This is a genomic window from Pseudomonas sp. R37(2017) (assembly GCF_002113375.1).
GTDB lineage: Bacteria > Pseudomonadota > Gammaproteobacteria > Pseudomonadales > Pseudomonadaceae > Aquipseudomonas.
In genome coordinates this window covers 493,630-506,939 of record NZ_NEHO01000001.1, presented here as the reverse complement: position 1 = coordinate 506,939, position 13,310 = coordinate 493,630, and the positions used below count along the sequence as shown (strand labels likewise).

The following is a 13,310-nucleotide window of genomic DNA, read 5'->3' as shown; positions in this document are numbered from 1 at the left end:
GGGGAAGGGTGCGTCAAATTGCGTTATGGGTTTTCAACCAGCCCAGGCCGGCTTCAGTGGTGGTCAGCGGCTTGTATTCGCAACCCACCCAACCCTGGTATCCGATGCGGTCCAGGTGTTCGAACAGGAAGCGGTAGTTGATTTCACCGGTACCAGGTTCGTTGCGCCCCGGGTTGTCCGCGAGCTGTACATGGTTGATCTCGCCCAGGTGCGATTGCAGGGTGCGGGCCAGATCGCCTTCCATGATTTGCATGTGGTAGATGTCGTATTGCAGGAACAGGTTGGCGCTGCCGACCTGCTCACGAATCGACAGGGCTTGCGCCGTGTTGTTCAGGTAGAAGCCTGGGATGTCACGGGTGTTGATCGCTTCCATCACCAGTTTGATGCCCGCTGCCTGCAGCTTTTCAGCGGCGTACTTGAGGTTGGCGACGAAGGTTTTCTCCACGGTGGCATCGTCAAAGCCCTGCGGACGAATGCCGGCCAGGCAGTTGACCTGGGTGTTGCCCAGCACTTGCGCGTAGGCGATGGCCAGGTCGACGCCAGCACGGAACTCCTCCACACGATCGGGCAGGCACGCGATACCGCGCTCGCCCTTGGCCCAGTCACCGGCCGGCAGGTTGAACAGCACTTGGGTCAGACCGTTGGCGTCGAGCCTGGCCTTGATTTCGGCGGAGCTGAAGTCGTACGGAAACAGGTATTCGACACCACTGAAGCCGGCCTTGGCGGCCGCTTCGAAGCGGGCAAGAAAGTCCTGTTCGGTGAACAGCATGGACAGGTTGGCGGCGAAACGCGGCATGGTGGTCTCCTGTATGTGTTTGATGTCCCCTGTGGGAGCGAGCCTGCTCGCGAAAGCGGTGTGTCGGCCAACATTTTTGTTGGATATGAAACAGTCTTCGCGAGCAGGCTCGCTCCCACAGGGAAGCGGTCAGCTATCAATCGAGCAACGAAATCGCCGTCGGTGCGTCGTTGCCGACCAGCGCCAGGTCTTCGAATTCGTTGACGGCGTTGATCTCGGTGCCCATGGAAATGTTGGTCACACGCTCCAGGATGATCTCGACGATCACCGGAACCTTGAACTCTTCGATCATTTCCTGAGCCTTGCGCAGGGCAGGCTGGATCTGCTCCGGTTCGAATACGCGCAGTGCCTTGCAACCGAGACCTTCGGCAACTGCAATGTGGTCGACGCCGTAGCCGTTGAGTTCCGGCGCGTTCAGGTTGTCGAAAGACAGTTGTACGCAGTAGTCCATGTCGAAACCGCGCTGTGCCTGACGGATCAGGCCCAGGTACGAGTTGTTCACCACAACATGAATGTACGGCAGCTTGAACTGCGCACCCACCGCCAATTCCTCGATCATGAACTGGAAGTCATAGTCCCCCGACAGGGCCACGACTTTACGGTTCGGATCAGCCTTGACCACGCCCAGCGCTGCCGGAATGGTCCAGCCCAATGGGCCTGCCTGACCGCAGTTGATCCAGTGACGCGGTTTGTAGACGTGCAGGAACTGCGCGCCGGCAATCTGCGACAGACCGATGGTGCTGACGTAGCAGGTGTCTTTGCCGAACACCTGGTTCATTTCTTCGTACACGCGTTGCGGCTTGACCGGCACGTTGTCGAAGTGAGTCTTGCGCTGCAGGCTGGCTTTACGCTGCTGGCAGTCTTGCAGCCAGGCACTGCGGTTCTTCAGCTTGCCGGCGGCTTGCCATTCGCGAGCGACTTCGATGAATACGGTCAGCGCGGCGGCAGCGTCGGAAACGATGCCCAGGTCCGGGGTGAACACGCGGCCGATCTGCGTGCCTTCGATGTCGACGTGAATGAACTTGCGGCCTTCGGTGTATACGTCGACCGAACCGGTGTGGCGGTTGGCCCAACGGTTACCGATACCCAGCACCACGTCCGATTTCAGCATGGTCGCGTTGCCGTAGCGGTGCGAGGTCTGCAAGCCAACCATGCCCACCATCAGCGGGTGATCGTCCGGGATGGTGCCCCAGCCCATCAGGGTCGGGATAACCGGAATACCGGTCAGCTCGGCGAACTCCACCAACAGATCGCTGGCGTCGGCATTGATGATACCGCCGCCGGCTACCAGCAATGGGCGTTCAGCCTGATCCAGCAAGGCCAGAGCTTTCTCGACTTGAACGCGGCTGGCGGTCGGCTTGGCTAGCGGCAGGGGCTGGTAAGCGTCGATGTCGAATTCGATCTCGGCCATCTGCACGTCGAACGGCAGGTCGATCAGCACCGGGCCAGGACGGCCGGAGCGCATTTCGTAGAAAGCTTTCTGGAACGCGTAAGGCACCTGGCCTGGTTCCAGAACGGTGGTTGCCCACTTGGTCACTGGCTTGACGATGCTGGTGATGTCGACAGCCTGGAAGTCTTCCTTGTGCATACGGGCGCGGGGTGCCTGGCCGGTAATGCAGAGGATTGGAATCGAGTCGGCCGAGGCGCTGTAGAGCCCGGTGACCATGTCGGTGCCGGCAGGGCCGGAAGTGCCGATGCACACGCCGATGTTGCCGGCCTTGGTGCGGGTATAGCCCTCGGCCATGTGCGAGGCGCCTTCAACGTGGCGAGCGAGTACGTGTTCGATGCCGCCGACTTTTTGCAGGGCGGAGTACAGCGGGTTGATGGCGGCACCCGGGATGCCAAAAGCGGTATCGACCCCTTCACGGCGCATCACCAGAACGGCGGCTTCGATTGCTCTCATTTTGCTCATGGTTTTGTGCCTCTTTACGTTTTGTAATTGTATACAAGTGGCTTTGCGCAGAGTGTATTCACGGCGGACGGCGCAGGTCAATCCATTTTCTCAAGCGCTTGTTTCATTCGTCGGAAGCCCGTTCTGCTGTGGCTTTTCGTCGCATGTGGCGCCTTTCGATAATTATTGTATACAAAAAAATAATTCATTGTGTTCTATTTGTTGCATCGGGCTGCGGCACAACGGCGCAGCCCAACGGCTTTCCGAAAAACAAAATGAGGACGGCACCATGAGCGCTTTAACCTTGAAAGTCGCAGTCAACCTGGTCAACGAGGCCATCACCGCAGGGCGGGCAATTTCCGCGGCACCCTTGACCATTGCGGTACTGGATGCCGGCGGGCATCTGATCACCCTGCAACGCGAAGACGGCGCCAGCCTGCTGCGCCCACACGTCGCCATCGGCAAGGCCTGGGGCGCCATCGCGCTGGGCAAGGGTTCACGCCTGCTGGCATTGGACGCCCAGCAACGCCCGGCGTTTATCGCCGCGTTGAACAGCCTGGGGCAGGGCAGCGTCGTACCGGCACCGGGTGGTGTACTGGTTCGGGATCAGGGCGGGAACGTGCTGGGGGCAGTGGGGATCAGCGGCGATCTGTCGGATGTCGATGAGCAGTGCGCGATCAATGCCATCGAGGCCTTGGGGTTGGTGGCGGATGCGGGGGCTACGGCTTGATCTTCGCAGACTGAGCTACTGCGTTCGCGAGCAGGCTCGCTCCCACAAGAGGTGGTGGTCACAAAATGTCTGATCACCGCAGTTCCACTGTGGGAGCGAGCCTGCTCGCGAAGGCCGCGCTGCGGTCTACCGCTCGGGCTCACACCCCTTGAGCACCAAGCGGATAATCGTCTGCGCCGCCGCTTCGTAATCTTCTTCATCCAGCCTGGCCTTGCCGGTGATGGCGGTGATCTGCCAGTCGAAGTCGGCGTAGGTCTGGGTCGCGGCCCAGATGCTGAACATCAGGTGATTGGGGTCGACAGGGGCGATTTGCCCGCGGTCGATCCAGGTCTGGATGCACTCGATGTTGTGCTTGGCCTGGCCATTGAGCTGTTCGACCAGGTCGCTGCTCAGGTGGGGGGCGCCGTGCATGATTTCGCTGGCGAACACTTTGGAGGCGAAGGGCAGGTCGCGGGAGATGCGGATTTTCGAGCGAATGTAGCCGCTGAGCACTTCACCGGGCTCGCCGTCCGGATTGAATGGTGTCGAAGCCTGCAGGATGGGCTCGATGATGCTTTCCAGGACCTCGCGGTAGAGGTTTTCCTTGGATTTGAAGTAGTAGTAGACGTTGGGCTTGGGTAATCCCGCCTTGGCTGCGATGTCACTGGTTTTGGTCGCAGCGAAGCCCTTGTCGGCGAACTCTTCACTGGCGGCACGCAGGATCAGTTGTTTGTTGCGCTCGCGGATAGTGCTCATAAACCCGGTGATTCCTTGCCTGTTCTGGCGGTTGCGCATGGTATCACCGGCCTCGCGCGGCGCTCAAGAATGCACCACGGCCCGCGATGCCGCGCTATGCTGCTGCGCATTCATTGCAGAAGGAAACCCGATTCATGGCAGGAAGCAGTTTGCTGGTGCTGATTGACGACATTGCCGCCGTACTGGACGACGTGTCATTGATGACCAAAATGGCCGCCAAGAAAACGGCCGGTGTACTCGGCGACGACCTGGCACTCAATGCCCAGCAAGTCAGCGGCGTGCGGGCCGAGCGGGAAATCCCGGTGGTCTGGGCGGTCGCCAAGGGTTCGTTCATCAATAAATTGATCCTGGTACCGTCGGCGCTGGCGATCAGTGCGTTCATTCCTTGGCTGGTCACGCCGCTGTTGATGGTCGGCGGCGCCTATCTGTGCTTCGAAGGCTTTGAAAAACTCGCCCACAAGTTCCTGCACAGCAAGGCTGAGGATGTCGCCGAGCATGCGCAGTTGGTCGAGGCTGTGGCTGACCCTGCCACCGATCTGGTGGCGTTCGAAAAGGACAAGATCAAAGGCGCGATCCGCACCGACTTCATTCTCTCGGCAGAAATCATCGCCATCACCCTGGGTACCGTGGCCGGTGCGCCATTGAGCCAGCAAGTCATTGTGCTGTCCGGGATCGCAATCGTCATGACGGTCGGCGTTTATGGTCTGGTGGCGGGTATCGTCAAGCTCGATGACCTTGGACTCTGGCTGACGCAGAAGCCCGGGCAGATGGCGAAAAGCATCGGTGGCGCCATTCTGCGTGCTGCGCCGTACATGATGAAGAGCCTGTCGGTGATTGGCACGGCGGCGATGTTTCTGGTCGGCGGCGGCATCCTGACCCACGGTGTGCCGGTGGTGCATCACTGGATCGAAAGTGTCAGCGCTGCGGCGGGTGGCGGCGGATTTATCGTGCCGATGCTGCTCAATGGCGTGGCGGGGATTGTTGCAGGGGCGGTGGTGTTGGTTGGCGTCACGGCTGTCAGCAAGCTCTGGAAAGCGCTGAAAGGCTGAAGACAGCACATGACAACAAGTGTGGGAGCGAGCCTGCTCGCGAAGAGGTCGTGTCAGCTACTCAAAAGGTTGTCTGACGCACCGCTTTCGCGAGCAGGCTCGCTCCCACAGTTACTTGTAGCCGCCGGGTTTACTCGGCGATCTGCAACTTGCGCGCCTCGGTGTACACGTAGCGCACTTTCTCGTACTCGAACGGCGAGTTCATCTGGCCATAGCGGAAGTTGGTCTGGTAGCGCTTGTCGATGCTGCGCAGGACCCAGACCTCCGGATGGTTGGAGCTGACTTCGGCCACGTTGAGGAAGTTGATCGCATTCTCGGCCGAGTAATCCACCAACAGGCCGCCGGTGTCACGCAGGTTCGACGGGCCGAGGATCGGCAGGACGAAGTAAGCGCCGGCCGGTACGCCATAGAAACCCAGGGTCTGGCCGAAGTCTTCGCTCTGGCGTGGCAGGCCCATGGCGGTGGCCGGGTCCCACAGGCCGGCGATGCCGATGGTGGTGTTGAGCAGCAGGCGGCCGGTGGTTTCCAGTGAGCGCTGGCCCTTGAGTTGCAGCAGGCTGTTCAGCAGGTTCGGCACATCGCCGAGGTTGTTGAAGAAGTTGCTGACGCCGGTGCGCAGGAAGCTCGGGGTGACATAGCGGTAGCCATTGACCACCGGCAGGAACACCCACTGGTCGAAGCGGTAGTTGAAGTGGTAGACGCGGCGGTTCCACTCTTCCAGCGGATCGTAGACGGCCAGCGCGCTGAGCGTCGACCGCTCGAACTCACGCTGATCCAGGCCCGGATTGAATTTGAGTTTGCTCAGCGGTTCCTTGAAACCGTCACTGTCGACGACCACGGGAGCGTCGGCTTTGCTGTTGTCGGCATTGGCGACGCCTGCACAGAGTAACGCTGCGAAAAGCAGGAGATATTTAGCCACGGAAGAACTCCAGCATGGCGTCGCTGTTGACGCGGTAGTTAATGTTGCCGCAGTGGCCGCCATAGGGGTAAACGGTCAGGCGATCACCAAAGGTCCTGCGCAGGAACCCCAGGTCGCCAGGGCCGAGGATCACGTCATCGGCGTTGTGCATCACAGCGATTTTCGGGCTTTCGTGCAGATAGTCCTTCAGCGCGTACAGGCTCACCTGGTCAATCAGTTGCAGCAGGCTGCCGCCGTCGGTGCGGGCGCGCCACATCGGGATCACTTGTTCGGTGATGTAGCAGTCGAAGTCGCATTGCAGCGCACGCTTGAGGAATGGCGTGAGGCTGGTGCCCTCGGTGATCGGGAACTTGGGTGGGGTGATCAGGCCGCGACGGTTGATCAGGTCCGAAGTGAAGGCAATGTCGGCCGCCGAAAAGCGGAACGAGGTGCCGATCAACATGGCCATCTGCTCGTTGCTCAGGTGCTGCTTGGACTGCTGGAAGTCGTAGAGCAGGGCATCGTTGAGGTCGATGTAGCCCTTCTGCTGGAAGTAACGGGTCAGTTTGTCCAGTACCAGTTCATAGAATGTGGTGCTGTTGTTGATGCCCTTGACCTCGGTCTGGACCAGCTTGTCGAGGTTGGTGATCGAGGTGTAGAGGTTGACCGGCGGGTTGAGCAGCAGGACTTTCTTGAAGTTGAAGCTGCGGCGGGTTTCGTCCAGGTGCGAGACGAAAGCGGCATCCAGTCCACCCAGGCTGTAGCCGGTCAGGTAGTAATCGGTAACCGGCAGTTTCGGGTTCTGTGCCCGTACGGCCTGCATCACCCGGTACAGATCTTCGGCGTCTTCCCTGGAAACCCCCGGCGTGGCGAAGCGTGATGCGGCGCTCATGAAGTCATAGCTGGTGGGCGATGACAGTTGCACCACGTGGTAGCCGGCTTTGTAGTAGAGCTTCTTCAGGTATTCGTTCAGGCTGCTGTCATAGCGCGCACCGGTGCCGGCAATGAGGAAAATCAGCGGCGCGGCGTGATCCTGGGTGGCAATGCGATAGTCGAGTTTCTTCACCGCCCAGAAATTGTCCGGCAATTCGAATTCCCGCTCCGGACGCAAGGTGACGCTGCGCACCGTCTGGTCGATGTCGTCGTCCAGGGGCAACTCCGGACGCAAGTCCGGCGGCGTGGTCGCGATGGTCGCCTCGAACGGGTTGGTCAGGGGGTAGCCATAACTGGCGGCGTCAATGTCGGCCGCCAATGCGGACGCACTCAATATCAGGCCGCCAAACAGGGCGGCGAAGCGCAAGGAACGGAGCATGACTAAATCCCTTAGAAGGAGGTGCCGAATGAATTTCGCAGGCTATGACCATCGGATTTGCGCCAAAGTGCCAACCATCGGCACCAAACAGGCCTAATTGCGAAGTAATAGTAGCTGGACGATACACTTTGCAGTGATTGAATGACCAGTTAACAGTTGTTATTGCTTGCTTAACGCTTTCGGACAATTAAGCTGGCCGCCGCTTTTCGCCAATTGGAGTGTTTCATGTCTCGCCGCCTGCCCGTGATCCTGCTGCTTGTTTTGCTGCCTGTATGGCTGGCCGCCAGTTATGGCGCGCGTTATGGCTTCATGGAGGATGCACAGTGGGTCGGCATTTGCGTGGATGAGGCAAGTCGCTGGGAATGCCAGGTGCGTTCGAACCTGGGGCTGATGATTCACTTCGCGGTTTTGGGTTGGGCTGCGTTGGCGGCAGCAATCGTCGGCTTCGTTGTACCGGGACGGGCAGGGTGGTGGCTGGCGGTGCTGGCGCTGGTGTTCGGCTTTCCGGCATTGGCTTTGTACAACACCACGCTGGCGGTGTTTGCGGTGGTGATTGCAGGGTTGCGCTTGGTCAGAGCGTCTCGTAGCGCCTGATAGCCCCTCATCGCGAGCTTGCTCGCTCCTACAGGATCTGAGGCTAAAGCATCAAGTCTTGCGAACCCGCAGGCAGCGCCACAACGCCGCCGCCATCAACACACTCACCAGCGCCCAGCCCCAGGCCTGCTGGTTCTGCAACCCTTCACGGAACAGCTGCGGCGCAATGCTGGCACCGATGATAAAGGTCAACAGGGCAATCTCGCGGCGCGGCACATTCACCGGGCGGCACAGATATACCAGCGCCGGCACGACGAACGCGACACTCGGGAAGCTGCGATAACGCGGATCGAACACCAGTTCCAGCATCATGACGGCCGCCGCGAAACCTGTCGTTGCAACCAGCCAGCCAGCACGCTGCTCCAGCCAGTTGAAAGCCTGTCCGCGCCAACCGGAGCGAGGACTCAACGTCAGCGCGGCATGGGCCAGCACCACCAGATTCAGCGACGTCAGCAACCCGACCCACAACCATTCGCTGGTGAAGCGTGTGGTGACGCGTGCCAGGTCGCCCCAGGCGCCGATCGAACACGCTGCCAACGCACCGAGGAGCGGCAACACCAGCGCCGCGCGCGTCGTGCGAACCGGTCCACCGAGCAGCAAGGTGCCGATAAAGATCAGGCCACCTGCCGCCAGCCATTGCGACCAGTACGGTACGTTTGTCACGGGCCCGGCCAGCACGCCCTTGTCCTGGCGATCGGCATCGAACAGTCCCCAGTAACCACCGACCGCACCTTCACTGGTGCGTTTCCATGGCTGGTCGAAGGCTTCGATCAGGTTGTAATGCCAGCCCTGTTGTTCGGCCATGGCGACAAAACCGCGAATGTACCTGGCTTCATTGACCCGGCTCGGCAGGGCGGTTTCGCGCTGGCGGCCTTCGCTGGGCCAGCCGGTTTCCCCGATCAGAATATCCTTGGGCGCGAACTTGTTGCCGAATACCTGGCGCACTTCGGCCACATGCTGCAGGGCAGCGTCTATGTTCGACGGATCGTCTTCCCAGTACGGCAGCAAGTGAATGGTCAGGAAATCCACGGCGGGGGCGATTTCCGGATGCTTGAGCCAGAACTCCCAGACGTCGGCGTAGGTGACGGGCTGTTTGACCTGGCTCTTGACCTTGTTGATCAGCCTGGCCAACTGCGCGCCAGTGACTTCCTTGCGCAGCAGGGTTTCGTTGCCGACGATCACCGCGCTCACCACATCCGGATTGGCGTTGGCCGAGGCAATCAGCAGGTCGACTTCTTTTTCCGTGTCTACCGGATTGCTGTTGACCCAGGCGCCGATCATCAGCTTCAAGCCATGCTTGCGTGCCAGATCCGGCAGGGCTTCGAGGCCGGTCATGGAATAGGTGCGGATGCATTCGAAGCTCTTTGACAGCAGCGCGAGATCGGCGTCCATGCGCTCGGGGCGCAGGTTGAATGGTACGTCGAACGGCGATTGGTCTTTGTCGAATGGGGTGTAGGAGGCGCATTGCAGCTTGTGTGTCGCACTGGCGACATCCGGCAGGATCACCGGTTTACCGAGGCCGTACCAGAAGCCGCCAAGGGCAAATACCCCCAACAGGCAAGCGAATAGATAAGCGGCGAAAGGGAAGCGGGATGTCGCGGACATGGTCAGGCCGTGTGGGTGCAAAGCGGCGCATGTTACCTGCATTTATTGTGTGCTTGGTGGCCTGCATGATTTTGACATGCAAAGTTCGGACGGTACGCCTGTACGTTGGTCGCGCCCAGAATTAATGGCTTTCTGATGTCGTTTCTCGATGGCTCGAGGTCGCTGGCAGATCAGGTCGCCAAGAGCGTCAGGTTGATTATCGGAGGTGTCAGTACCCTTGTTGATAAAACGCGCTGATGATCGAACGAGTTTGCGGTAAGGCGTGATGGGGGTGCTGTGCACCATAACAATACGTTTGAGCGACTCGGCATCCGTCGAGCGCAGCACTTTCGGGGAAGTAACGATGAAGATGCGACGACTCTTGGGCGCAGGTGCCGCTTTGGTGCTGGCGATCAGCGCTACGGTAGCCAGTGCCGCCGGTAAGGAAGTGACTCTTGGTTATGTCGACGGCTGGTCGGACAGTGTCGCCACGACCAACGTGGCCGCAGAAGTGATCAGACAGAAACTCGGCTACGACGTGAAGCTGCAGGCGGTCGCTACCGGGATCATGTGGCAGGGCGTGGCCACCGGCAAACTCGACGCCATGCTGTCGGCCTGGCTGCCGGTGACCCACGGTGAATACTGGACGAAGAACAAGGATCAGGTCGTCGATTACGGCCCGAACTTCAAGGACGCGAAAATCGGCCTGATCGTGCCTGAGTACGTCAAAGCCAAGTCCATCGACGATCTGAAAACCGACGAAAGCTTCAAGAATCGCATCGTCGGCATCGACGCCGGTTCAGGCGTGATGCTCAAGACCGATCAGGCCATCAAGGATTACGACCTGACGGGCTATCAACTCAAGGCCAGTTCCGGCGCCGGCATGATCGCCGAGCTGACCCGTGCCGAGAAGAAGAACGAATCCATCGCAGTGACCGGTTGGGTGCCGCACTGGATGTTCGCCAAGTGGAAACTGCGTTTCCTCGAAGACCCGAAAGGCGTGTACGGCGCGGCTGAAACCGTGAACAGCATCGGCAGCAAAGAGCTGGGGACCAAGGCGCCGGAAGTGGCCAAGTTCCTGAAAAACTTCCAGTGGGAATCCAAGGACGAAATCGGCCAGGTGATGCTGGCGATCCAGGACGGTGCCAAGCCTGAAGCCGCGGCGAAGGACTGGGTGGCCAAACACCCTGAGCGTGTGGCTGACTGGACTAAGTAACAGCAAAGAGTACGCTTGACCCTGTGGGAGCGAGCCTGCTCGCGAAACGTTCTGTCGGTTGACTGAGCTGTCGACTGATCGGACGCTTTCGCGAGCAGGCTCGCTCCCACAGTTGTTCAGTGCATGCTGATAATTGGCGAAATCGTCATATGGTTCTAAGACTAAGGTCGTCTGGAACCTGCCCCGCAGCCGCATAGAGTGGATACCGTTCCAACTAAATCTGTGCTGCGAGGATAAAAACAATGAACGACAGCATTTACCTCTCGATTCAAAACAGCCCGCGCTTCAAGGAGCTGGTTAGCAAGAGGGAGCGATTCGCCTGGGTTCTTTCGGCGATCATGCTAGGGCTTTACTCCGGATTCATCCTTCTGATTGCGTACGGGCCGCAGGTGCTGGGGGCGAAAATCAGCCCTGAATCCTCGATTACCTGGGGTATTCCGATCGGTGTCGGGCTGATTGTTTCGGCCTTCGTCCTGACCGGTATCTACGTGCGCCGCGCCAACGGCGAATTCGACGACCTGAACAATGCGATTCTCAAGGAGGCTCAGCAATGATCCGCCGTCTAATGGCTCTTTTGAGCATCGCAGCATTCGCACCTGGCGCCTGGGCGGCTGAAGCCCTGACTGGAGCCGTGCAGAAACAACCGCTCAACGTCTCGGCGATCGTGATGTTTATCGCCTTCGTCGGTGCCACCCTGTGCATCACCTACTGGGCTTCCAAGCGTAACAATTCGGCGGCCGACTACTACGCCGCTGGCGGCAAGATCACCGGTTTCCAGAACGGTCTGGCGATTGCCGGTGACTACATGTCGGCAGCGTCCTTCCTGGGTATTTCCGCGCTGGTGTTCACTTCCGGCTATGACGGCTTGATCTATTCGATCGGCTTCCTGGTGGGCTGGCCGATCATTCTGTTCCTGATCGCCGAGCGCCTGCGTAACCTGGGTAAATACACCTTTGCCGACGTGGCGTCCTATCGCCTTGGGCAAACCCAGATCCGCTCGCTGTCCGCCTGCGGTTCACTGGTGGTGGTGGCGTTCTACCTGATCGCTCAAATGGTCGGTGCCGGCAAGCTGATCCAGTTGCTGTTCGGTCTCGATTACCACGTTGCGGTGATCCTGGTCGGTATCCTGATGTGCCTGTACGTGTTGTTCGGCGGCATGCTGGCGACCACCTGGGTGCAGATCATCAAGGCGGTCCTGCTGCTGTCCGGTGCTTCCTTCATGGCACTGATGGTGATGAAGCACGTCAATTTCGACTTCAACATGCTGTTCTCCGAGGCGATCAAGGTCCACCCGAAAGCTGAGGCGATCATGAGCCCGGGCGGCCTGGTGAAAGATCCGATCTCGGCGTTCTCCCTCGGCCTGGCGTTGATGTTCGGTACCGCGGGTCTGCCGCACATCCTGATGCGCTTCTTCACCGTGAGTGACGCAAAGGAAGCCCGCAAGAGCGTGCTGTACGCAACCGGCTTCATTGGTTACTTCTACATCCTGACCTTCATCATCGGTTTCGGCGCGATCCTGCTGGTCAGCACCAACCCTGCGTTCAAGGATGCAGCTGGTGCACTGTTGGGCGGTAACAACATGGCGGCGGTGCACCTGGCCAACGCGGTGGGTGGCAGTATCTTCCTGGGCTTCATCTCGGCGGTGGCATTCGCGACCATTCTGGCAGTGGTTGCCGGCCTGACCCTGGCCGGTGCTTCGGCGGTGTCCCACGATCTGTACGCCAGCGTGATCAAGAAGGGCAAGGCCAACGAGAAGGACGAGATCCGCGTCTCGAAAATAACCACTATCGCCCTGGCGGTGCTGGCAATTGGTCTGGGCATCCTGTTCGAGAGCCAGAACATTGCGTTCATGGTGGGCCTGGCGTTCTCCATAGCGGCGAGCTGCAACTTCCCGGTGCTGCTGCTTTCCATGTACTGGAAAAAGCTGACCACTCGCGGTGCGATGATCGGTGGCTGGATGGGGCTGGTCAGTGCCGTGGGCCTGATGATCCTGGGTCCAACCATCTGGGTGCAGATCCTGCATCACGAAAAGGCCATCTTCCCGTATGAGTACCCGGCGCTGTTCTCGATGATGATTTCCTTTATCGGGATCTGGTTCTTCTCGATTACCGACAAGTCCACCGCGGCTGACAATGAGCGGGCGCTGTTCTTCCCGCAGTTTGTTCGTTCGCAGACTGGGTTGGGGGCGAGCGGGGCGGTTTCGCACTAAGGTTTGCTACTTTATATAAATAGCAGCGATTAAAAAGATGCCCTGGTCGAGAGATCGGGGCATTTTTTATTGGGCGGTTATCGAACTGAATCGTGATTTGCAGGAGCGAGCATGCTCCGGGCGGCGTTCCGACGATGTACGACAGGGCACCGCGGGGCGTCAGGTTGCCAGCGTTATCGTTGACGACCATCGCGAGCATGCTCGCTCCTGCAGGGCAGGGTGGGGGCGCCATCCGCCACAAACAAAAACGGCCTCTATTGAAATAGAGGCCGTTTCCGGTACAGCTCAACAGGCTA

The 13,310-nt window shown here is 59.5% G+C and carries 12 protein-coding genes; 6 read left to right on the top strand and 6 right to left on the bottom strand.

Annotated elements, in window-relative coordinates:
- Positions 1–13: 13 nt before the first annotated feature.
- Both hyi and gcl read right to left on the bottom strand, forming a co-directional pair.
- Positions 14–796, bottom strand: coding sequence for a hydroxypyruvate isomerase (gene hyi, locus CAG47_RS02415; RefSeq protein ID WP_085723304.1), 783 nt, complete (start codon positions 794–796; stop codon positions 14–16).
- 136 nt (positions 797–932) lie between these two features.
- A complete protein-coding gene (gcl, locus tag CAG47_RS02410) occupies positions 933–2,708 on the bottom strand; it encodes a glyoxylate carboligase (RefSeq protein WP_085723303.1) in 1,776 nt (591 codons plus the stop codon).
- Positions 2,709–2,976: 268 nt separating this feature from the next.
- Between gcl and CAG47_RS02405 the strand changes: the two genes are divergently transcribed.
- Complete coding sequence (locus CAG47_RS02405) at positions 2,977–3,417, top strand: heme-binding protein (RefSeq protein WP_085723302.1); 441 nt, start codon at positions 2,977–2,979, stop codon at positions 3,415–3,417.
- Between the two features lie 126 nt (positions 3,418–3,543).
- On the opposite strand, the gene CAG47_RS02400 is transcribed toward CAG47_RS02405, so the two are convergent.
- Positions 3,544–4,152, bottom strand: a complete 609-nt coding sequence (locus tag CAG47_RS02400) for a TetR/AcrR family transcriptional regulator (RefSeq protein WP_085723301.1) — start codon at positions 4,150–4,152, stop codon at positions 3,544–3,546.
- Between the two features lie 134 nt (positions 4,153–4,286).
- On the opposite strand from CAG47_RS02400, the gene CAG47_RS02395 reads away from it, so the two are divergent.
- On the top strand, positions 4,287–5,201 hold the full coding sequence (locus CAG47_RS02395; protein ID WP_085723300.1) for a DUF808 domain-containing protein: 915 nt from the start codon (positions 4,287–4,289) through the stop codon (positions 5,199–5,201).
- Positions 5,202–5,331: 130 nt separating this feature from the next.
- Here CAG47_RS02395 and CAG47_RS02390 read toward each other — a convergent pair whose 3' ends face one another.
- A complete protein-coding gene (locus CAG47_RS02390) occupies positions 5,332–6,120 on the bottom strand; it encodes a VacJ family lipoprotein (RefSeq protein WP_085723299.1) in 789 nt (262 codons plus the stop codon).
- Positions 6,113–7,411: a serine/threonine protein kinase gene (locus CAG47_RS02385; RefSeq protein ID WP_085723298.1), complete on the bottom strand. Its 1,299-nt coding sequence runs from the start codon at positions 7,409–7,411 to the stop codon at positions 6,113–6,115. Before CAG47_RS02385 ends, CAG47_RS02390 begins: the two co-directional genes overlap by 8 nt.
- A 225-nt stretch (positions 7,412–7,636) precedes the next feature.
- Between CAG47_RS02385 and CAG47_RS02380 the strand changes: the two genes are divergently transcribed.
- Positions 7,637–8,005 carry a hypothetical protein gene (locus CAG47_RS02380; protein ID WP_085723297.1) on the top strand — a complete coding sequence of 123 codons (369 nt, stop codon included), beginning with the start codon at positions 7,637–7,639 and terminating at the stop codon, positions 8,003–8,005.
- A 51-nt stretch (positions 8,006–8,056) separates the two neighbouring features.
- Here the strand turns inward: CAG47_RS02380 and CAG47_RS02375 are convergent, their stop codons facing one another.
- The gene (locus CAG47_RS02375; RefSeq protein ID WP_085723296.1) at positions 8,057–9,652 is read right to left on the bottom strand and encodes a beta (1-6) glucans synthase; all 1,596 of its coding nucleotides are present in this window, start codon (positions 9,650–9,652) and stop codon (positions 8,057–8,059) included.
- 301 nt (positions 9,653–9,953) lie between these two features.
- On the opposite strand from CAG47_RS02375, the gene CAG47_RS02365 reads away from it, so the two are divergent.
- The 3 genes from CAG47_RS02365 to CAG47_RS02355 all read left to right on the top strand — a co-directional run bounded on the left by CAG47_RS02365 (position 9,954) and on the right by CAG47_RS02355 (position 13,014).
- The gene (locus CAG47_RS02365) at positions 9,954–10,805 is read left to right on the top strand and encodes a glycine betaine ABC transporter substrate-binding protein (RefSeq protein WP_085723295.1); all 852 of its coding nucleotides are present in this window, start codon (positions 9,954–9,956) and stop codon (positions 10,803–10,805) included.
- Positions 10,806–11,047: 242 nt separating this feature from the next.
- The gene (locus CAG47_RS02360; RefSeq protein WP_085723294.1) at positions 11,048–11,359 is read left to right on the top strand and encodes a DUF485 domain-containing protein; all 312 of its coding nucleotides are present in this window, start codon (positions 11,048–11,050) and stop codon (positions 11,357–11,359) included.
- Positions 11,356–13,014 carry a cation acetate symporter gene (locus CAG47_RS02355; protein WP_085723293.1) on the top strand — a complete coding sequence of 553 codons (1,659 nt, stop codon included), beginning with the start codon at positions 11,356–11,358 and terminating at the stop codon, positions 13,012–13,014. The genes CAG47_RS02360 and CAG47_RS02355 overlap by 4 nt, the downstream gene beginning before the upstream one ends.
- Positions 13,015–13,310 lie beyond the last annotated feature (296 nt).